This is a genomic window from Thermomonas carbonis, assembly GCF_014396975.1.
In the GTDB taxonomy this organism is placed as follows: domain Bacteria; phylum Pseudomonadota; class Gammaproteobacteria; order Xanthomonadales; family Xanthomonadaceae; genus Thermomonas; species Thermomonas carbonis.
Genome location: NZ_CP060719.1, coordinates 2,359,027 through 2,379,620 on the forward strand (window position 1 = coordinate 2,359,027; position 20,594 = coordinate 2,379,620).

The 20,594-nt window shown below is 67.2% G+C and carries 14 protein-coding genes, 1 tRNA gene and 1 pseudogene; 2 read left to right on the forward strand and 14 right to left on the reverse strand.

What is annotated here, in order from left to right:
• Positions 1-2: 2 nt before the first annotated feature.
• From H9L16_RS10905 to H9L16_RS10970, 14 genes and pseudogenes are all read right to left on the reverse strand, one after another.
• On the reverse strand, positions 3-902 hold the full coding sequence (locus tag H9L16_RS10905) for a DMT family transporter (RefSeq protein ID WP_187554153.1): 900 nt from the start codon (positions 900-902) through the stop codon (positions 3-5).
• A gap of 41 nt (positions 903-943) precedes the next feature.
• Positions 944-1,987: a UDP-N-acetylmuramate dehydrogenase gene (murB, locus tag H9L16_RS10910; RefSeq protein WP_187551724.1), complete on the reverse strand. Its 1,044-nt coding sequence runs from the start codon at positions 1,985-1,987 to the stop codon at positions 944-946.
• Positions 1,984-3,039, reverse strand: a complete 1,056-nt coding sequence (locus H9L16_RS10915; RefSeq protein ID WP_187551725.1) for a quinone-dependent dihydroorotate dehydrogenase — start codon at positions 3,037-3,039, stop codon at positions 1,984-1,986. The genes murB and H9L16_RS10915 overlap by 4 nt, the downstream gene beginning before the upstream one ends.
• Before the next feature lie 4 nt (positions 3,040-3,043).
• A complete protein-coding gene (locus H9L16_RS10920) occupies positions 3,044-3,337 on the reverse strand; it encodes a DUF4190 domain-containing protein (protein WP_187551726.1) in 294 nt (97 codons plus the stop codon).
• A 9-nt stretch (positions 3,338-3,346) separates the two neighbouring features.
• A complete protein-coding gene (gene amaB, locus H9L16_RS10925) occupies positions 3,347-4,879 on the reverse strand; it encodes an L-piperidine-6-carboxylate dehydrogenase (RefSeq protein ID WP_187551727.1) in 1,533 nt (510 codons plus the stop codon).
• A gap of 61 nt (positions 4,880-4,940) precedes the next feature.
• A tRNA-Arg gene (locus H9L16_RS10930) sits at positions 4,941-5,017 on the reverse strand.
• A gap of 98 nt (positions 5,018-5,115) precedes the next feature.
• A complete protein-coding gene (gene thrC, locus H9L16_RS10935; RefSeq protein ID WP_187551728.1) occupies positions 5,116-6,411 on the reverse strand; it encodes a threonine synthase in 1,296 nt (431 codons plus the stop codon).
• Positions 6,408-7,337, reverse strand: a complete 930-nt coding sequence (locus tag H9L16_RS10940; RefSeq protein WP_187551729.1) for a homoserine kinase — start codon at positions 7,335-7,337, stop codon at positions 6,408-6,410. The genes thrC and H9L16_RS10940 overlap by 4 nt, the downstream gene beginning before the upstream one ends.
• A pseudogene (thrA, locus tag H9L16_RS10945) lies at positions 7,334-9,816 on the reverse strand (bifunctional aspartate kinase/homoserine dehydrogenase I). Before thrA ends, H9L16_RS10940 begins: the two are co-directional and overlap by 4 nt.
• A 195-nt stretch (positions 9,817-10,011) precedes the next feature.
• The gene (locus H9L16_RS10950) at positions 10,012-11,268 is read right to left on the reverse strand and encodes a dicarboxylate/amino acid:cation symporter (protein ID WP_187551730.1); all 1,257 of its coding nucleotides are present in this window, start codon (positions 11,266-11,268) and stop codon (positions 10,012-10,014) included.
• Positions 11,265-12,032, reverse strand: coding sequence for a L,D-transpeptidase family protein (locus H9L16_RS10955; protein ID WP_229796596.1), 768 nt, complete (start codon positions 12,030-12,032; stop codon positions 11,265-11,267). The genes H9L16_RS10950 and H9L16_RS10955 overlap by 4 nt, the downstream gene beginning before the upstream one ends.
• Positions 12,033-12,105: 73 nt before the next feature.
• Positions 12,106-12,954, reverse strand: coding sequence for a MurR/RpiR family transcriptional regulator (locus tag H9L16_RS10960; RefSeq protein WP_187551731.1), 849 nt, complete (start codon positions 12,952-12,954; stop codon positions 12,106-12,108).
• Positions 12,955-12,964: 10 nt separating this feature from the next.
• Positions 12,965-14,071 carry a dipeptide epimerase gene (locus H9L16_RS10965; protein WP_187551732.1) on the reverse strand — a complete coding sequence of 369 codons (1,107 nt, stop codon included), beginning with the start codon at positions 14,069-14,071 and terminating at the stop codon, positions 12,965-12,967.
• The gene (locus H9L16_RS10970; protein WP_229796595.1) at positions 14,068-15,507 is read right to left on the reverse strand and encodes an SH3 domain-containing protein; all 1,440 of its coding nucleotides are present in this window, start codon (positions 15,505-15,507) and stop codon (positions 14,068-14,070) included. The genes H9L16_RS10965 and H9L16_RS10970 overlap by 4 nt, the downstream gene beginning before the upstream one ends.
• A 306-nt stretch (positions 15,508-15,813) precedes the next feature.
• Between H9L16_RS10970 and H9L16_RS10975 the strand changes: the two genes are divergently transcribed.
• Both H9L16_RS10975 and H9L16_RS10980 read left to right on the forward strand, forming a co-directional pair.
• Positions 15,814-18,798, forward strand: coding sequence for a TonB-dependent receptor (locus H9L16_RS10975; protein WP_187551733.1), 2,985 nt, complete (start codon positions 15,814-15,816; stop codon positions 18,796-18,798).
• Positions 18,799-18,928: 130 nt separating this feature from the next.
• On the forward strand, positions 18,929-20,584 hold the full coding sequence (locus H9L16_RS10980; protein WP_233449386.1) for a serine hydrolase: 1,656 nt from the start codon (positions 18,929-18,931) through the stop codon (positions 20,582-20,584).
• The last annotated feature ends 10 nt before the right edge of the window (positions 20,585-20,594 follow it).

Consider the following 20,594-nt stretch of genomic DNA (forward strand, 5'->3'; position numbering starts at 1 on the left):
CGTCACTCGCCGGGAACCGCGGCCTCGCTCGGTGCCTGCGATGCGGCCCGGCGCGCCAGCACGGCCTCGCGATGGGCGATGTAGAACGTCGCCGACAGGATGATCGCGGCACCGAGGATCGTCATCGCATCCACGCGTTCGGCGAACAGCAGCCAGCCGGCAAGCGTCACGATCGGCAATTGCACGAAGCTGATCGGGGTGAGTGCGGATACTTCGCCGAGCTTGAGCGCGCGCGTCCACAGCAACTGGCCAAGCGTGCCGAGCACTCCGCACAAGACCAGCCACAACCAGGTGATGCCTTGCGGCGGGTGCCAGACGAACAGCGCGGGAATCAGCGACATCGGCACCCACAGGATGTAGGTCCAGAACACGATGGTGTCCGCCTTGTCCACGCGCGACAGCTGCTTGATCTGGATCGCGACCAGTGCGTTCATCATCGCCGCGGCCACCGCGACAAGAGAGCCGGTCGTGAACGCCTGCGACCACGGCCGCACGATCACCAGCACGCCGATGAAGCCCGCCGCGACCGCGAGCCAGCGCCGCAGGCGCACGTGTTCGCCCAGCCACAACGCGGCGGCGATGGTGATGAAGATCGGCGACGAATACGCCAGCGAGATCGCCTGCGCCAGCGGCAGGTTGCCGATTGCCCAGAACCCGCAATACATGCTGACGATGCCGATCGCGCAGCGAATGAAGTACCGCGGCAACTGATCGGTGCGCACGTTCGCGGTGAATTGGGCTAGTGGCCGCGGGCTGCGCAGCAGCGGCATCGCCAGCACCGGCAGCAAGGCGACGAAGCCGAAGGCGTTGCGGAAGAACGCCACTTCCCAGGTCGGCTCGGTCTGCGAGGCCAGGCGGATGCACAGCGCCATCAGCCCGAACGCGACCGTGCTGGCGAGCATCAACAACGCGGCGCGCAGGTGCGGCGTCCGTGCGGGCTTGCTCACCACGTCGCGCCGATGATGCGCGGCTCCGGTTCGATGGCGATGCCGAAGCGCGCCTGCACCGATGCCGCGATCCTGCGCGCAAGGTCGAGCAACTGCAGGCCGGTCGCCTGGCCATGGTTGACCAGCACCAGCGCATGTTCGGCGGAGACGCCGGCATCGCCGTCGCGATGCCCCTTCCAGCCGCACTGGTCAATCAGCCAGGCGGCGGAGAGCTTGCGGGTGTCATCGCTGCTGCCGCGGAACATCGGCATGCCCGGATGTTCGTACTGCAGCGTCTCCGCAATCCCTGCCGGCACGATCGGGTTCTTGAAGAAGCTGCCGGCATTGCCCAGCAGCGCCGGATCCGGCAGCTTGCGCTGGCGGATGCGGATGACAGCTTCGGCGACCTGCGAAGCGCGCGGCGTGCCATCGATGCCCATCGCCTGCAGTTCTTCGCCGATCCCGGCGTAGTCCAGGCGCAATTCCGGCGTGCGCGGCAGGGCGAACTCGACGTTGGTAACCACGTAGCGATCCGGGTCGTGCTTGAACAGGCTGTCGCGATAGGCGAACGCGCAGTCGCCGGCGTCGATGCGCACGAAGCCGCCATCGCGGCGGTCGAAGGCGTGCACCGCGCGGATGCGCTCGCGCACTTCCACGCCGTAGGCACCGATGTTCTGGATCGGCGCGGCACCCACCGTGCCCGGGATCAGCGCCAGGTTTTCCAGCCCGCACAGGCCTTGGCCCAGCGTCCACAGCACGAAATCGTGCCAGCCCACGCCGGCATCGGCGCGGACGATGCACACATCGGCATGCTCATTGAGGATCTCGATGCGTTGCGACGACAGCGCGAGCACCGCGCCTGCCGGATCGCCGGCGAACAGCAGGTTGCTGCCGCCGCCGAGGACCAACACCGGGCCGTCGCGCAGCATCGCGTAGCCGAACAGTTCCGGCAGCGCGGCGGTATCCGTCACTTCCACCAGCATCGGCGCGCGTGCGGCCACGCCAAAGGTATTGCGCGCGTCGAGCCGCGCGTTCTCAACGATGCGATAGCCGGCGGTCATGCCAGCGGCATGGGCGTGCTGCTGGGCGCTTCCTTGCGACGACGCAACGCATCCACGCATTCGCCGATCAGCGCCGGACCGCGATAGACCAGTCCGGTATAGACCTGCACCAGCAACGCGCCGGCGGCCTGCTTGGTCGCGGCGTCGGCACCATGCAGGATGCCGCCGACGCCGACCAGCGGGATCGATTCCGGCAGGCGCGTGCGCAACATCCGCAGCACCGCAGTGGACTTGCCCAGCAACGGCGCGCCGGACAGACCGCCCACTTCATCGGCGAAGCGTGCGCCTTCCACACCCTCGCGGGCGATGGTGGTATTGCTGGCGATGACGCCGTCCACGGCCAGATCGCCGAGCACGCGGCCTGCGGCATCGATGTCGCTTTCGGACAGGTCGGGCGCGATCTTCACCAGCATCGGCACGCGCTTGCCATGCTGGCCGGCGAGCTTTTCCTGCTCGTCGCGCAACACGCTGACCAAGCGACGCAGGGCCTGTTCTTCCTGCAGTTCGCGCAGGCCGGCGGTATTCGGCGAGGAAATGTTGACGGTCACGTAATCCGCCAGCGCATACACCTTGCGCAGGCAGTGCAGGTAATCGTCTTCCGCCGACTCGTTGGGCGTGTCCTTGTTCTTGCCGATGTTGATGCCGAGCAGTCCGCCGATGCGACGCGCGCGCTCGACATTGCGAACCAGTGCGTCCACGCCTTCGTTGTTGAAGCCGAGGCGATTGATCACCGCTTCCTGCCGGGGCAGGCGGAACATGCGCGGTTTCGGGTTGCCGGGCTGCGGGCGCGGGGTGACCGTGCCGACCTCGATGAAGCCGAAGCCCAGCGCCAGCAGTGCGTCGATATGCGCGCCGTTCTTGTCCAGCCCGGCCGCCAGTCCGACCGGGTTCGGGAAGGTCAGCCCGAACGCCTTGGTCGGCAGCGGTTTCGGCTGCTTCGCGATCAGCGGATTCAGGCCGCTGCGGTAGGCCGCCTCCAGCGACGCCAGCCCGAGGCCGTGCGCACGCTCGGCATCGAAGGCGAACAGGAACGGGCGGGACAGCGCGTACAAGGCGTCAGTTGGTGCTTGCGGCGAACGCGAGGAAGGTGGCCAGGCCGCCGAAGAACAGCAGGACAGCGATCACGGCCAGCACCGCCATTGCGATCGCCAGGTAGCCCAGCACCAGGCCGGCGACCGCCAGGCCGTCGCCTTCCAGACGGTCGGGTGCCAGGCGGATTTCCTTGCGCGCCATGTGCCCGCAGATCACCGCGGCCAGGCTGCCGAAGAACGGCACCACGGTCCAGCCGAGGATGCCGGCGACAAGGCTGACGATGGCGAGGGTACTGGTCTGGCGGGTCATGGCATTCATCGCGCGTCCTCAGAGGTCGAACTTGATGCCCTGCGCCAGCGGCAGGGAGTCGGAGTAGTTGATGGTATTGGTCTGCCGGCGCATGTACGCCTTCCATGCATCGCTGCCGGACTCGCGGCCACCGCCGGTTTCCTTCTCGCCGCCGAACGCGCCGCCGATTTCCGCACCGCTGGTGCCGATGTTGACGTTGGCGATGCCGCAATCCGAACCCCAGGCGGCGAGGAACTGCTCCGCGCGCTTGAGGTTGGTGGTGAAGATCGACGAGCTCAGGCCCTGCGGCACCGCGTTCTGCATGTCGATGGCGTCTTCGAGCTCGCGGTACTTCATCACGTACAGGATCGGCGCGAAGGTCTCGTGCTGGACGATCTCGGCTTCGTTGGTCAGGCCGGTGACGATGGCGGGCAGCACGAAGTTGCCCGGGCGGTCGATCGCTTCGCCACCGGTCTCGACGGTGCCGCCGGCGGCCTTGGCCTTGGCGATCGAGTCGAGGTAGGCATCCACGCCGTCCTTGCTGTTGAGCGGGCCCATCAGGTTGGCCGGGTCGGTCGGGTCGCCGATCTTCTTCTCGACCTGCTTGTAGGCGGCGATCAGCTTGGCCAGCACGTCGTCGTAGATCGATTCATGCACGATCAGGCGGCGCGTAGTGGTGCAGCGCTGTCCGGCGGTGCCGACCGCGCCGAACGCGATCGCCGGGATCGCCAGCTTCAGGTCGGCGGTCTCGTCGACGATGATCGCGTTGTTGCCGCCCAGTTCCAGCAGGCTGCGGCCCATGCGGCGGGCGACGCGCTCGCCGACCAGGCGGCCGACCTTGGTGCTGCCGGTGAAGCTGATCAGCGGCACGTGCTTGTCGTCCACGAACGCCTGCGCCAAGTCGCTGCCGGCGTCGTTGAACAGGAAGAAGATGTCCGGGAAGCCGGCCTTGGCCAGTGCCTCGTTGCAGATCTTCATCGACGCGATCGCCGACAGCGGTGTCTTCGGCGACGGCTTCCAGATGCTGATGTCGCCGCACACCGCCGCCACGAACGCATTCCACGCCCACACCGCGACCGGGAAATTGAACGCGCTGATGATCCCGACGATGCCGATCGGGTGCCACTGCTCGTACATGCGGTGGCCCGGACGCTCGCTGTGCATGGTCAGGCCGTACAGCTGCCGCGACAGGCCGACGGAGAACTCGCCGATGTCGATCATTTCCTGCACTTCGCCGTCGCCTTCCGGCTTCGACTTGCCCATCTCCAGCGCGACCAGCGACCCCAGTGCGTCCTTGTGCACGCGCAGCGCGTCGGCGCACAGGCGGATCGCCTCGCCGCGGCGCGGGGCGGGAGTGGTGCGCCAGACTTTGAAGGCAGCCTGGGCGCGCTCGACGATCAGGTCGTAGTCGGCCTTCGAGGACGCATGCACCCGGCCGAGCACGTCGCCGGTGGTCGGGTTGACCGGCTCGATCACGCCGGCGTCGTTGGTCTTCGACCATTCGCCATGGCCAAGGTAGGTGCCGGATTCGACGGCCTGCAGGCCGAGCGCGGTAAGGACGGGGTGGGACATGCGGAACTCCTGGAACCAATGCGGCCACGCCCACGGGAAGCCGGGGGCGCGGTAGGGAAGGTGGTGACCCCGGCGCGATTCGAACGCACGACCTGTCCCTTAGGAGGGGACCGCTCTATCCAGCTGAGCTACGGGGCCAAAGCGTGACGATTATCGCAGCCGGCCGCGGTTTCGGCCAATGCGACGGCTGCATTGGCGATTCGACCTGGCGATCTTTGCGGAATGCCCGAACCGCCTCAGCCATGCATGAGCAGATCGCGCAGGGCGTCGCCATCGTCAGCCAGCGGTTGCGCGTGGCTGGGCCGATCAAGCATGGCCTGCAGGGCCGGTGGCAGCGACACGGACTCGCCCAGCAGCGGCTCCACGACCTCCGGGAACTTGGCCGGATGCGCAGTCGCCACCACTGCCCAGTCGCCCGCTTGGCCGCGCGTGCGCAGGCGGTCGAGTACCTCGGCGGCGCAGGCGGTGTGCGGGCAGGCCACGTAGCCGCGCTGGTCGCGGGTGCGCAGGATGGCGGCGCGGATGGCGTCGTCGTCCACGGCCTCCGCGCGCAGCACGCCGCGCAGTTCGGCAGCATCGGGATACAGCCATTGCAGGCGCTCGAAGTTGCTGGGTGCGCCGACGTCCATCGCGTTGGCGAGGGTGGCGATGCTGGGGCCGGGCGCGTAGTCGCCACCGGCGAAGAAGGCCGGCAGCACCGCATTGGCATTGCTGGCCAGCACGATGTCGCCGATCGGCAGGCCCATGCGCCTGGCCAGCAGGCAGGCCAGCGCATTGCCCAGGTTGCCGGTGGGCACCACGAAATTCAGCGTGCGGCCGGTGCCGCGCCAATGTTGCAGCGCCGCGCGTGCGTAGTAGGCGGCCTGCGGGAACAATCGGCCCAGGCTGATGCTGTTGGCCGAACCCAGCGGCACCTCGGCGCGGAACGCGGCGTCGGACAGCACCGACTTGGCCATGCGTTGGCAGTCGTCGAAGCTGCCGTCGACGCGGAAGGCGCGGATGTTGTCGCCGAAGCATCCCAACTGGTGCGCCTGTCGCGGCGACACCCGGCCGTCCGGATACAAGATGGCCACGCGGATCCCGGCGCGGCCGTGGAATGCGCCGGCCACGGCAGCGCCGGTGTCGCCCGAAGTCGCGACCACGATGGTCAGCGGCGTGCCGCCGTCGCGCGGCAACGCCGACAGGCAGCCGGCCAGGAAGGCCGCGCCGTAATCCTTGAAGGCGGCGGTGGGGCCATGGAACAGCTCCAGCACGTAATCGCCGTCCTTGCCGAAGCCGCGCAGCGGTGGTTCGACGGCGAAGGCCTCGGCGCAGATCCGCGCCAGTTCCGGCGCCAGCACATCGCCCTCGAAGAACGGCACGAGCATCCGCGCGGCGACATCGGCCGTGCTGGTGGCACCTTCGAAATCGGCAGGCGTGAAGCTGGGCCACGCCTCCGGCATGTACAGGCCGCCATCGGGCGCGAGGCCGGCGGCGATGGCATCGGCGATGCCGACCGTGGGCGCGTTGCCGCGTGTACTCACGACCTTCATGCCAGCACCTCCGCGGCGGGTCCGCCGATCGGGGTGAGGTGCAGATCGCTGTCGAAGCCGGCGGCCGCGAACGCGGCTGACATCGCATCGCCAGCCACTTGCGCGGTCGCTACGTCCTCGCACCAGGCGAACACGCTCGGGCCTGCGCCGGAAATACTGGCGCCCATCGCACCGGCATCGAGCGCGGCGCGTTTCACGGCGGCGAAGCCTGCGATCAGCGGCGCGCGGCGTGGTTCCACCAACACATCGTCCAATCCGGCGCGGACCAGCGATGCATCGCCGCGCTCGCAACCCAACAGGACCTGCGCCAGCTGTGCACTCTGCGCCACGAACTCTTTCAGTGCGTAACTACCGGCGAGTGCAGCGCGCGCATGTCTCGTTTCCAGCACCGCATGCGGATGCACCACCACGGCATGCCACGCGGCCGGCACCGTGATCTTTACCAGTCTGTCGGCTGTCGCCAGCACCAGCCCGCCGAGCAGCATCGGGCCGACGTTATCGCCGTGCCGGCCGCCGCTGGCGATGGCTTCGCCGGCCATCGCGTGCGGGTAAAGCGCGTGCGCATCGAGTGGTGCGTCGAGCAGTGCATTCGCCGCGACCAGCGCAGCCACGCAGGACGCCGCCGAGCCGCCCAGCCCGGAGCCCAGCGGGATGCCCTTGTCGAGTTCGATCTCGAAGCCGAACGGCATTGCCAGCGCTTTTCGCAATGAGATCAGTGCGCCGCCAGCCGTGTTGCGCTCGGCCTCCAGTGGCAGGTCGGTGACCGTGCCGCGGATCGCGGCAATGCGCACGGTTGGTTCGTCGATGCGGCGCACGGTGGCGACATCGCCGATGCCGGCGATGCTGTGGCCCAGGATGTCGAAGCCGACGCCGACATTACCGACCGATCCGGGCGAGAACGCTCGTGCTTCGCTGCGTGCACTCACAGGCGCGCTCCCAGCGCGGCCGCGAGGCGCAGCAGGTCGGAGAACACGCCTGCGGCAGTGACCTCCGGGCCGGCCCCGGGCCTTGCACGACCAATGGATTTTCGCGATAGCGGCGAGTGGTGAATTGCACGCAGTTGTCCGTCAGGCGCAGGTGGGCGAAGGCATGGTCGGCGGGCAGTTCCTGCAGCGCAACCGACGCATTGCCATCACGCTGCAACCGCGCGACATAACGCAGCACGCAGCCCTTGGCGCGGGCGGCATCCAGCGCGGCCTGCATCGGTGCGTCGAGCGATTCCAGTCCGGCCATGAAGGCGTCGCGGTCGGCATTGCGCAGCGCGGTCGGGACAAGGCTTTCGACCTCGACATCGTCCAGCGACAGCGATACGCCGGCCTCGCGGCCGAGGATCACCAGCTTGCGCGCCACGTCCATGCCGGACAGGTCATCGCGCGGGTCGGGTTCGGTGTAGCCCAGCGCATGCGCTTCGCGCACGAGATCGGAGAACGCGGTGCTGCCATCGAATTTGTTGAACAGCCAGGCCAGCGTGCCGGAGAGGATGCCGTCCACCGCGACCAGTTCGTCGCCGGTGTCCAGCAGGTCGCGCAGGGTGGAGATCACCGGCAAGCCTGCGCCCACCGTGGCCTCGTAGCGGAAGCGCGCGCCGGATTGCGCGCGCGCCTCTCGGATGGCCGCATAGCGCGGCAGCGGACCCGCACCGGCGTGCTTGTTCGGGGTGATCACGTGGATGCCGGCCGCCAACCACGCCGGGTACTGCGCGGCCACGCTGTCGCTGGCGCTGCAGTCGATCACCACCGCATGCGGCAGGTGGCTGTCGAGCAAGTGGCGGGTGATTGCGTCGAGGTCGGCCTCGGTCGGCGGTTCCTCGATGCGCGCGCGCCAGTCGGCCGGATCGCCGTGGTCGCACAGCCACATGCGTCGGCTGGTCGCCAGTGCGCGCAGGCGCAGGTCGACGTTGGCTTCCACGCGCAAGCGCGGCAACGCCGCCTGCAACTGGTCGAGCAGGGCAGCGCCGACCTTGCCCGGCCCGATCACCGCCAATGCCAGGGTCTGCGGCGACAGCCAGAACGCGGCATGCGCGGCGCGCAATCCGCGGGTCGCGTCCTCGGCGGCGATCGCCACCGAGATATTGCGTTCGGACGCGCCCTGGGCGATCGCGCGGATGTTGACCCGTGCGCGCGCCAATGCAGCGAACAGTTGCGCGGCCACGCCGGGCTTGCCGGCCATGCCGTCGCCGACCGCGGCCAGCACGCTGATCCCGGGCACGACCTGCACGCCCTGCACTTGCCCCCCGTCCAGTTCGCGCGAGAACGCATCAAGCAGTGCGCGACGCGCGGCTTCGACATCGCGCTCGCGCACCACCGAGCAGATCGAATGCTCGGACGACCCTTGCGAAATCATCACCACCGATATTTTTGCCGCATGCAATGCAGCGAACACGCGCTCCGCAGTGCCGGGCACGCCGATCAGGCCCGCGCCTTCCAGGCTGACCAGGGCGAGGCCGGGATCCAGCGTCAGCCCTTTGACCGGCCCGCTGCTGCCACCGTCGCCGTCGGCATCGATGCGGGTGCCGGGAAATTCGGGCTTGAAGGTGTTGCGCATCAGGATCGGCAGACCGCGCGCGATTGCCGGGGTCATTGTCTGCGGATGGATCACCTTCGCGCCGAAGTAGGCCAACTCACAGGCCTCGCGATAGCTCATCGCCGCCAGCGAGACCGCTTCCGGCACCAGTCGCGGATCCGCCGAGAGCACGCCATCGACATCCGACCAGATGTGCAGTTCGGCGGCATCGAACAAGGCCGCAAAGATCGCGCCTGAAAAATCGCTGCCGTTGCGGCCGAGCACAGTGGGAAGGCCGTCCTCGCCGCTGGCGACGAAGCCGGTGGCGACCACGCGCGATTGCGGATTGGCTGCGCGCCACGCGTCCAGCCGGCGCGCGCTTTCTTCCCAATCCACCACCGCTCCGAGTTCGGCATGGCGGACCAGCAGCACGTCGCGCGCATCGAGCAGCGCGTAATCCGCGCCACGCGCGCGCAGGTGCGCCTCCAGCAGGGTGGCCGACAGCACTTCGCCCATGCCCTGGATGCGGTCCAGCGCCGCGCGTCCGGGCTGGCGCAGCAACGAGACTGCGCGCAGCAGGTCGCCGATATCGGCGAAACGCGCGTCGATCCAGGCATGCAAGTCGGCGGGTGCGTCGATCAGGGCGCTGGCGGCATCGACGTGCTGCGCGCGCAAGGCCGACCATGACGACTGCCAGTCCTCGCCGGCCGCGGCCGCTGCGGTCATCGCGATCAGCGCGTTGGTGGTGCCCTGCATCGCCGACACCACCACGACCTGGCGCGATTCGCCCGCATCGAGCATCAGCGAAGCGACATGGCGGATGCGGCCGGCGTCGGCCAGCGAACTGCCGCCGAACTTGTGCGCGCGACACGACGGGGATTGCGAAACCTGCGACGAAAGCATGAAACCTCCGGTGGAGGCCCGCGGCGTGCAGGGGAGGGGATCGTCGCCCCGCCGCTGTCGCTGCGGGGCCGTGATTGGATGGGGTTATCCAGGCATGACCGACCGCACCGAGCACGTAGTGCCGGTGGTAATGGTCGTGATGGTGGTCATGCGGCGGGACATGGGCTGGACTCTGCTGCAGCGCAGCGGAGCGTGTCAAGCGGTGGTTGCGGGTGGAACCGGTTCGTCCTTGCCATCGTCCTGCGACGCCACCAGCGCGGTCGCGGTCATGTCGGCGGTGACGTTGCCGACAGTGGCCAGCACGTCCGGGATCGCGTCCACCGCCATCAGCACCGGCAGCGGGGCGATCGGCAGGCCCATTGCCGAGGTGACCGGAAGGTTGGTGGCCAGGAAGATCGCCTGGCCGGGCAGGCCGACCGAGCCCATGCTGACCAGCACCGCCAGCGCCACGCCGGTGGCGAGTTGGGCGAAGGTGAGGTCGATGCCGAGCGCCCACGCGATGAAGCACGCCGTTGCGATGTACTGGATCGGCGAGGTGATGCGGAACAGCGAGACCGCCATCGGCAGCACCAGGCCGGCGATGCGGGCGGGGAAACCAAGCCTTGTCTGCGCGCTGTCGAGCATCGCCGGCAGGGTGGCCAGCGAGGACTGCGTGCTCGCCGCGACCGCCATGACGGGTGTGATGCCGGACAGGAAGTGGGCCGGGTTCTGCTTGCCGAAGACCACCGCGATCGTCACCAGCACCACCACTGCCAGCAGGTACAGCGCGCATTCCAGCACGATGTAGATGCCCAGCGCCTGCAGCATGCCGATCCCCGCGCGCGCGCACAGCGCCAGCACCAGCGCGAAGATGCCCAGCGGCGCGACCCACAGCACCCAGTGCACGATCACGATCATCGCGTCGCTGACCGCCTGGAAGAAACCGACGACCTGGGTGCGACGCGCGGGCTCGATGCGGGTCAGCGCGAAGCCGAAGAACAGGGCGAAGGTCACCAGCGGCAGCATCGCGCCGGCGGCCGCTGCAGCAACGGCATTGCTCGGCACGATCGAGGTCAGCGCACTGGCCCAGCCGCCGGTGGTGGCGGGCAATTCCGCGCTGCTTCCGCCCAGCGCGGCGGCGACCGCCGGATCCGGCGTGACCAGCGACAGCGCGAGGGGGGCAAGCAGCGCGGCCATCGCGCCGGCGGCGGTGAGCAATATGACGAAGATGATGATCGAGCGCCGCGCGACGCGACCGGACTGGGCGGCGTCACTGGCCTGGTTCACGCCGACGATCACCAGCGCCAGCACCAGCGGCACCACGGTCATCTGCAGGGCGTTGAGCCAGAGCTTGCCGAAGGGCTCGACGATGTCGGCCACCCGCAGCGCCAGCGACGCATCCAGCCACGCCAGCAGGATCCCGACGACGATACCGGCCGCGAGGCCGCTCAGGACACGCTTGGTCTGGCTCATCGCACGATCTCCGGCAGGTTCCAGTCATGTTTCAACACGGCGTACTGCGCCTGCGGCAGCAACACAAACACCGGCTTGCGCGTGCGATCCAGCCAGCCGAGCATCGCCTGCATCGTCTCCGGCGCCATCGCGGTGCAGCCGGCGGTGGCCTGGCCCGGCGAACCCCACAGGTGCGCGAAGATGCAACTGCCGCCGCGCGGGGTGGTGCCTCCAGCGTTGTGTTCGATCACGAAGCCCTGCCGGTAGCGCTGGTCGCCGTTCGCATGCAGGTCCAGGCGCATCGGTTCGCTCGACTTGTCCAGGCCCGGTGCCTTGGCGACGCTGCGGTCGACGATCTGGTTGTACATCGGCGACTCAGGGACATCGATGCACCAGTCGTTGAAGCCCATGCCCTTGTAGTCCAGCCCTGTCCTCGCGTCCGCGGCATAGCCGAAGGCGGTGCCGATCGCGAACACGCCGGCCGGTGCCTTGCCATCGCCTTCGCGCTTGACCGGGCCGTCGCTGCGGGCGTCATTGAGGCCGATCCCCCACGCCGTACCGGTGCGGCCCACGCTGATCGGCGCTGCATCGCCCACTTCACGCCAACCGGTGCCGTCGCGTTCGAAGCGACGCAGCTCGCCGGTGGTCGCGTCCCAGTCCGCGGTGGTGACCAGTACCAGCTGGCCGGCGTCGGACCATGCCGTCGCGTTGGTCGATGCCGGCGCATGCGCACACGCGGCCAACATCGTGGTCAGGAGCAGGGCAGCGACGCGGCGGATCGGCATGCAGGGTGTCTCGGCAATGAGGGAGGAAGGGACTCGGCGAAGCATGCACGACACGGCCGGCAGCGTCATCCGCTCACGCTCCTGCCATGGGCTGGATCCGTTCGAGGTTCGCCTGCAGGCGTGCGCGCCGCTTCGGGTCGGATTCGCACAGCACCGCAAACACCCGATCGAGCAGGTGCTGCAGCGCGGAGTGGTAGAGCAGCGGCGCGATATGAGGACGCTCATCGTGCGCGGAGACCAGCAGCGGCAGGTCGGCATGCGCGCGCAGCGGATTGGAACTGTGGCGAGTGACCGTGATCACCAGCGCGTGCTGCTCGCTTGCATAGCGGCACAGCTGGTACAGCGCCGGCTGCATGCCCTGTTCGGAAAACACCAGCAGCACGTCGCCGGCATTGGTCGCGGAGAGGCTGGTGCTCATGTGCGCCGGGTCGAAGTTGTGCACGGTGAGGATGCCGAGCAGCGACAGCCGCAGCGCCAACGTGCGCGCATGGATGTCGTCGTCGCCCAGTCCGATGATGAACACCTTGCCGGCAGCCGCGATGGCCGCTGCCGCTGCTTCGACCGCGTCCGGCGGATTGATCAGCCGAGTGGCTTCCTCTGCCTCGGTCTTGCGCAGCCACAGGTCGGCACCGATGGTTTCGGCATGGAGTTCGCCGTTCGCCATCGACGGCGCGCCGCCGTTGCCGTTGTCGGCGCGCACCACCGCCTCGCTGATCGACAGCTTGAGATCGGGATAGCCTTTGAACCCCAGCTTCTGGCAGAACTTGACCACGCTGGACTGGCTGATCCCCAGCGCATTCGCCAGTTGCTGCGAGGAGTAGTCGCGCATCAAGTGCGCGTTGTCCAGCACGAAGTCGGCGATGCGGCGCTCGATCGCCGACATGCGGTCGCGCTCGGAGCGTATCTTGACCAGCGCCGACATCGCGCGCGCCTCAGGCCAGCGGTTCGTCGACGGCGACCAGCCCCTCGATCGCGCGAATGCCCAGGCCGGGTGCGTCGGTGATGCTGATCTCGGATTCGTTGAAGAGTACGCCGCTGCTCACCGGGTCGAAGCGGCACAGCGAAGGTCCATCGAGGTCGACCTTGCTGATCACGTCGGACTTGGCCACCGCCAGGTGCACCGCCGCCGCCACGCCGATGCTGGATTCCAGCATGCAGCCGATCATGCAGTCCACGCCGTACAGGCCGCAGATGTCGGCGATCTTCACCGCGTTGGAGATGCCGCCGGTCTTCATCAGCTTGATGTTGACGATGTCGGCCGCGCGCATGCGGATCAGTTCGATCACTTCCATCGGCCCGAACACGCTTTCGTCGGCCATCACCGGCGTGTGCACGCGTTCGGTGACATAGCGCAGGCCTTCCAGGTCGTGCGCCTTGACCGGCTGCTCGACCAGTTCCAGGCGCACGCCTGCGTCCTCCAGCGTCTGCAACGCATACACCGCCTGCTTGGCGGTCCAGCCCTGGTTGGCGTCCAGCCGGAGCAGGGCACGGCCCTCGACCGCGGCATGGATCGCCTTGGTGCGTTCGATGTCCAAGCCGATGTCCTTGCCGACCTTGATCTTCAGCGACTCGAAGCCGCGGTCCACCGCCGCCAGCGAGTCCGCCACCATCTTGTCGATGTAGTCGACGGAGATCGTGATGTCGGTGGTGATCGCCGGCTCGCCGCCGCCCAGCAACTGGTAGAGCGGGGCACCGTACAACTGGCCCCACAGATCGTGCACCGCGATCTCCACCGCCGCCTTGGCGCTGGTGTTCTTTTCCATCGAGGCCTGCACCGCATGGGTGATGCGGTTGAGGTTGGCGATCTCCTGGCCGACCAGCCGCGGCGCGATGTAGTGGCGGATCGCATGCATGATCGATCCGTGGGTGTCGCCGGTGATCACCGCCGTGGCCGGCGCGCTGCCGTAGCCGACGTGACCGGTGTCGGTGTGGATCATCACCACCACGTCCTCGACCTGCTCGACGGTACGTAACGCGGTCTTGAACGCGGTCTTCAGCGGCACGCGCAGCATGCCGAAGCGGATGTCGGTGATTTTCATGGGTCGCGCGTCATCCTGACGATGTTGGTGATGCGGTCGATGTAGTCGTGGTCCTTGCCGAAGCGCAGCGGGACCAGCGGGGTCAGCGAGACGCCGTTGAGTTGCATGGCGCGCAGTGTGCCATCGGCGCCGAGGAAACTGCCGCCGTTGGTGTCGTGGATCACCCACGGCATGCCGTCGATGCGTCCGGCGAACATCATCACGTGGCCGGGGATATAGATCAGGTCGCCCACGTCGAGTGCATCGACCGCGGCCATGCGCGCGGCGCGGGTCGCATCGGCCTCGAAATGGATGCGGTCGAACGCCGGGCTGACAGATTGATCACTGGTGTTGCGCGGCAGCTCGACGCCCATGCTGCGATACACCTCGGACACGAAGCCGCTGCAGTCGCGGCCGTTGTACGAATGCCCCCAGCCGTAGCGCTCGCCGAGGAACTTGAACGATTGGCGGATCAGGTTGGCGCGGGTCAGCGGCAGGTAGTCGGCGGACGTATCGGCATTGCGCTGGAGCAGTGCGGGCGCGAAGCCGAGCCGGCCATCGGCACCACGCACCGGCAGCTCGAGGATCCACGACGCATACGGATGCTGGCCGTTCACCGGCTTGTCCTGCGGCACGCTGGCCAGCGGGATGCGCACGCCCATGTCCAGTTGCAGTTCGGACAGGCGCGGTTCCTCGCGGGTGAAGACCGTGCGCGGCTTGGCGCCGGTGACGATGCGATGCGGTGCACGCGTGGCGTAGCCGAGCGCACTGGCACGGTCGCCCTCGGCGATGGCATCGGCGGCAACCCACGCGGCGTAACGCGCACTGATCACGAACAACCATTTCGCATCGCGGCTGGCATGCACGATCGCCACCGGATCGCCGGGGAACAGCGCGCTTTCCTGGAAGCGGTCGATGTCGGTTTCGCCCTGGCGATTGAATACGCGCAAGTCGGTCGGGAACGCCCGCAGGGCAGTGCGCTGCACGGCGATGCCGAAGCGCGTCGGCTGGCTGGCGGGGATGGTGTCCATCGCGCGGCTTGCGACGATCGCGTCGAGGATCGCCTTGGCGACCGGTTTGCCGGCTTCGTCCCACAACGGTTTGGACGGTGGCGAGGCGAGGCCATCGATCCATCCGGCGACGCGCGCGCGATCCAGTGTGACCGGCAATGCCGCCAGGTCATGCATCGAATCGTCGAGCTGCAGCAGGCGCACATTGCGCGCCTGGATCGCGGCGGGCGTCATCAGCACCTGGTCTGGTGCCTGCGTGCGCGCGATCCAGAATTCCGGCGCGAAGTAGGCGTCCTGCATGCCGATGACGCCACTCAGCGGGACCGTCAACGGTGTGGATGCGATGCCGCGATCCAGCGCCATCGCCGGCGTGCAGGCCAGCGCCAGCGCGAGTGTCAGGGCGCGCCACGCAGGCGCTGGCATCCGGTGTTGCGGGCGTTCGGTCATCGCATTCCCTCCATGCGGATCCCGGCCGGATGCGCGTCGCCACAGTGTGGCGGCGATACGGCAAGGAATAGCTAATTCTGAAAGTTATACGGGAAGAATAAATTATTGACCAGCCCTGCGCTGCGTGCTACACAGCCAGTGAACCGCCGATCGTTGGGGAACGCTTCGGATGCACGCACGCCACGCCATTGCCTGCACGCCATCTCCTAGCGATGGCGGCCGCGCCGCGCGCCGCATCGATCGGCCAGTCGCACGCATCGCCCTCGTCCCGCTCCTTCCTTTCCAGCCATCGCCCGGAGAACGTCCATGAGCACCGCCCCACGCAGCCTGCGCAAGTCCGCCCTCAGCATCGCGATGGGGCTTTGCCTCGCGTCGCTGGTCGCCGCACCTGCATTCGCGCAGAGCGCCACCGGCGCGGTGGCGGGGCGGGCCAACAGTGGTGACCAGATCACCATCGTCAATACCGCCACCGGTGCCAGCCGCAGCGTCACCGTCAACAGCGATGGCAGCTATCGCATCGGTCAGTTGCCGCCCGGCGACTACACGCTGACGGCGGGGTCGGGGACGCCGGTGAACCTCAACGTATCTTTGGGCGGTACGACTACGGTCAACCTCGACAGTGCAGGTGGCGTCGCGAACCTCGCCGCGGTCGAGGTGGTCGGTTCGCGCGTGGTCAACCGCGTGGATGTCTACTCGACGGAAAGCGCCACCAACATCAATCGCGAGGAGTTGGCGCGGCTGCCGGTGGACCAAGGCCTGAATGCAGTGGCCCTGATTGCTCCCGGTGTGCAGTCGTCCTCGGTGTTCGGAGGGCTCAGTTTCGGCGGTTCAACGGTGGCGGAGAACGTTGTCTACATCAATGGCCTCAATGTCACCGACCCGTACCTGCGCCAAGGTTTTTCGTCGGTGCCGTTCAATTTCTATCAGGAATTCCAGGTCAAGACCGGTGGATACTCGGCCGAGTTCGGCCGCAGCACCGGTGGCGTCATCAATGCGGTTACGCGTTCCGGCGGCAACGATTTCAAAGGCGGACTCCAGGTGACGATCGAGCCTCCTGCATGGGTGGAGTCCCCGCGCGACCGGTACTACAGCGATGGAAAGTTGCTTGCCCGGGACCGCACCAGCCGCGACGACAGCGCGTTCTACAAGACCAATATCTGGGCGTCCGGTCCGATCCTGAAGGATCGATTGTTCTTCTTCGCGATGTACGAGCAGCGCGACAGCAATTCGAAGGACATCGATACCACCCAGGCGTGGATCACCCGCGGTGACAACGGCTTCTGGGGCGGCAAGATCGACTGGCGCCTCAATGACAACCACGTGCTGGAGTTCCTCGCGTTCTCGGACAAAGCGGAATCGACCACCACTACCCACGTTTACGATTGGGACACCTCCTTTCTCGACCAGGCAGACGGCGAGAGCACGGCCGGTTCGGGTGGCGACAACTGGTCGGTCACCTATACCGGCCATTTCACTGATTACTTCGTCGCTAAGGCGATGTATGGCGTCAACAAGCGCAGCTCCAGCGGCAGCAGTCCGACCGATCCGCTGTGCAGCATCGTGAGCCTGGCCACCAACTACACCAACAAGTTCGGTCGCCCGGCAACGCGCACGGGTTGCCACTCCGACAACACGAGCATCAATGGACGCGAAGACCAGCGCGAGGCGGCGCGCCTTGACTTCGAATGGACGCTCGGAAGCCACCTCCTGCGCTTCGGCCTGGACCACGAGCAAATGGATTCGGCAAGCTCCACGATCTACCCTGGAGACGGCCGCAGCTACTCGATCCAGGGATTGAGCGCCGGTGCACTGCTCCCGAACGACGCGACGGTGCCGGTTGGCGCGGTGGCCATCGTCGATGCCCGTTACTACGTCACCGGGGCACCGGTCGCGACCAGGGCGCAGGCGTTCTACCTCGAAGACAGTTGGAGCGTCACCGACAACCTGCTGTTGAACCTGGGCGTGCGCTTCGACAACTTCAAGAATACCCTGGCCTCGGGTGCGACCTTCGCCGAAGCGGGGTTCGGGGACATGATCTCGCCTCGCCTTGGGTTCAGTTGGGACATCAAGGGTGACGGCACCACCAAGTTGTTCGGCAACGCCGGTCGCTATTACCTGCCCCTGACCAACAAGCTGACAGACTACTTCGGCGGCGGAAGCACGGACGAGCATACCTACTACGTGTTCAACGGCTGGGAGACCAAACAACACCCGATCAGCGGCGCCCCCTATCTGTCCCCGATCCTCGGTGCGCAGATTGGTCCGGTCAACACGGAGGGCAACGTGCCGGCCCCGACGGACGTGCGGACGGCTGTGGCGAGGGATCTGAAGCAGGTCTTCCAGGACGAATTCATCATCGGCTTCCAGCAGGCGATCAACCAGGAATGGTCCTGGGGCGTGAATGCGACCTATCGCAAGATGACCCGGGCAGTGGAGGACGTCAGCATCCGCCACGTGGAAGGTTGCCCGTGGTATTCGGGGGACTGGCCGATCCTGAATCCCGGCGAGACCAATACCCTGTGGTGCCCGGACACCAACGACTGGGTGACCTTCGACAATTCCGAGGATGGATACATCACTTCGGGCAGCGGCATCGTGATGGGTTACAAGAAGCCCCGCCGCACCTACAAGGCCGTGGAATTCCAGATCGACCGGGCGTGGGACGACAGGTGGGCGTTCAATGCCTCGTATCTGTGGTCGAAGTCCGAAGGCAACCTGGAAGGCCCGGTGAACTCGGATACGGGATACGGCGACACCAACCTGGTGCAGTACTACGACCACCCGGCGGTGAACGAGCGCTTCGGCGTCACGTTCAATGACTTCACCCACCAGATCAAGCTGCGCGGCAGCTTCAAGCTCAACGAGATGTGGAGCTTCGGCGCGACCCTGTCGGCGCACTCGGGCGGCCCGATCACCGCATTCGGCGTGCGCTGGCCCAACGATAACCGGAGCGCGGGTGGCCCCAGCGAGGGCAGCGGCGGCGGTTCCGGCTGGCTCTGCGTGGCCAACTGCTCCAGCATCAATCGAGAACTTGTTTTCACCGAGAATGGCGCGTTTGGGCGGATGCCGTGGGTGACCAACCTCGGAGCCAACGTAACCTGGACGCTGCCGGTCGAAGGCATCGACTTGAAGGCGCGTTTCTCGGTGTACAACCTGCTGAACAGCGAGACGGCGACCCGCGTGCACTCCCGTTACGAGAGCGCGCCGGGCGTCACGATGCCGTATTTTGGGCAGGCGCGCGCTTGGCAGTCGCCGCGCTACATGAACCTGGTCCTGACTTGGGATTTCTGATGCGTCAGGATTCGATGAACCCCTAGTCCTCCTCCTCCGGGACTAACCTCCGGCGGCCCCGCACGGGCCGCCTATTTTTTGCACGGTGCGGGACGCGATGCCGGCAAGCATGCAGGCAGTGACCGGTGCGATGATCCTCCTCATCCAACGCATGGGAACGCAGATGCAACAGGCCTTCCGACGTTCATGGGCAACCCCGCGTAGCGGTCTGCGCGTGACCACGCTGATGACCGCATGCGTGCTGGTTTGCGCGATGCCGGTCGTGCACGCGGCCCAGCCCGCTGCGGGCCCCACGCCGCAAGCCATCGATGCCGCGGTGCGCGCCACCATCGAGCGCTACAAACTCCCCGGTATCGCGGTGGGCGTGATCGAGGACGGCAAGATCGTCTACGCGCGGGGCCATGGCGAAACCGTGGCCGGCAGTGGCGATCCGGTGACCACGAAGACGCTGTTCAAGATCGCCTCCAACAGCAAGGCGATGACCGGCGCGGTGCTGGCGCGGCTGGTCCAGCAGGGCAAGTTGCGCTGGGACGATCCGGTCATCAAGCACCTGCCGCAGTTCGCGATGCACGATCCCTGGGTCACCCAGCACATGACCGTGAGCGACCTGCTGGTCCACAACAGCGGCCTGCCCGAAGGCGGCGGCGACCTGATGCTGTGGCCGGAACCGAACCTGTTCAGCCGCGACGACATCGTCCGTGGCCTGCGTCACATCAAGCCGGCCTACGGCTTCCGCGCGGGTTATGCCTACGACAACCTGCTGTACGTGGTGGCCGGTGAAGTGGCCGCTGCTGCAGGTGGTGCATCGTTCGAGGAACTGGTGCGGCGCGAACTGTTCGAACCGCTGGGCTTGTCCGGATGCCGCGTCGGCGAGTTCTCGCTGGCCGATGCCGGCAGCGTGGCCCAGCCGCACACGCGTATCGGTGATCGCAATGAAGCGATGCGCCGCGATGGCGCGGTCGTGCCGATGATCGCGTCGGCACCCGCGGGTGGCATTCGCTGCGGCCTGGACGACATGCTGGCGTGGGCGAACAACTGGCTGGTGCCGACCGATGCGCAGAAGCAGTGGCTCGGCGAGGCCCAACGCGCGGAGATGTGGAAGGCGCGCACGCCGATGCCGATCTCCGGGCAACGCAAGCGCTGGGACAAAACCCACTACTACGCCTATGCCTACGGGTTTCGCGTGGCCGATGTGGATGGCGCGTGGACGGTCTCGCACACCGGCACGCTGGGCGGCATGTATTCGATGATGATGCTGGTGCCGGATCGCAAGTCGGGCTTCGTGTTCATGATCAACGGCGATGGCAGCAACGCGCGCACGGTGCTGGGGCAGGTGTTGCTGAAACTGTTCACGGCACCGGAAAAGTCACTTGGCGTGACCGGATACGCCGATGACATCGCGAAGCCGGCATCGCCCGATGCCACAGCCACGCGGAAGCCGCCATTGCCGGATGTGGCGAAGCGCACGCCGGTCGCACCCGCGCAACTGTCAGGCTGGCTGGGCACGTGGCGGGATCCGTGGTTCGGCGAGGTGCGCCTGTGCGATGTCGATGGCGCGGTCGAATGGCGCTCGGCGAAGTCGCCGAAGATGCATGGCCGCGTCGGCGAGCTCGATGGTCGTTACCTCGTGCACTGGGACGATCCGTCGGTGGACCTGGATGCATTCGTGGCGTTCTCGGCAGGCAGCAGCGGCCCGCGCATGCGCATGGCCAAGATCGACCCGGACGGCGACTTCAGCTCCGACTACGAGGACCTCGATTTCGTGCGTGTGGGCGGTTGTGACTGACGCGCGGCGC

Coding starts and splice junctions, on each gene's coding strand:
- H9L16_RS10905 (WP_187554153.1), bottom strand. CDS start 902: ATGCTCGCCAGCACGGTCGCGTTCGGGCTGATGGCGCTGTGCATCCGC.
- murB (WP_187551724.1), bottom strand. CDS start 1,987: ATGACCGCCGGCTATCGCATCGTTGAGAACGCGCGGCTCGACGCGCGC.
- H9L16_RS10920 (WP_187551726.1), bottom strand. CDS start 3,337: ATGAATGCCATGACCCGCCAGACCAGTACCCTCGCCATCGTCAGCCTT.
- amaB (WP_187551727.1), bottom strand. CDS start 4,879: ATGTCCCACCCCGTCCTTACCGCGCTCGGCCTGCAGGCCGTCGAATCC.
- thrC (WP_187551728.1), bottom strand. CDS start 6,411: ATGAAGGTCGTGAGTACACGCGGCAACGCGCCCACGGTCGGCATCGCC.
- H9L16_RS10950 (WP_187551730.1), bottom strand. CDS start 11,268: ATGAGCCAGACCAAGCGTGTCCTGAGCGGCCTCGCGGCCGGTATCGTC.
- H9L16_RS10955 (WP_229796596.1), bottom strand. CDS start 12,032: ATGCCGATCCGCCGCGTCGCTGCCCTGCTCCTGACCACGATGTTGGCC.
- H9L16_RS10960 (WP_187551731.1), bottom strand. CDS start 12,954: ATGTCGGCGCTGGTCAAGATACGCTCCGAGCGCGACCGCATGTCGGCG.
- H9L16_RS10965 (WP_187551732.1), bottom strand. CDS start 14,071: ATGAAAATCACCGACATCCGCTTCGGCATGCTGCGCGTGCCGCTGAAG.
- H9L16_RS10970 (WP_229796595.1), bottom strand. CDS start 15,507: ATGACCGAACGCCCGCAACACCGGATGCCAGCGCCTGCGTGGCGCGCC.
- H9L16_RS10975 (WP_187551733.1), top strand. CDS start 15,814: ATGAGCACCGCCCCACGCAGCCTGCGCAAGTCCGCCCTCAGCATCGCG.
- H9L16_RS10980 (WP_233449386.1), top strand. CDS start 18,929: ATGATCCTCCTCATCCAACGCATGGGAACGCAGATGCAACAGGCCTTC.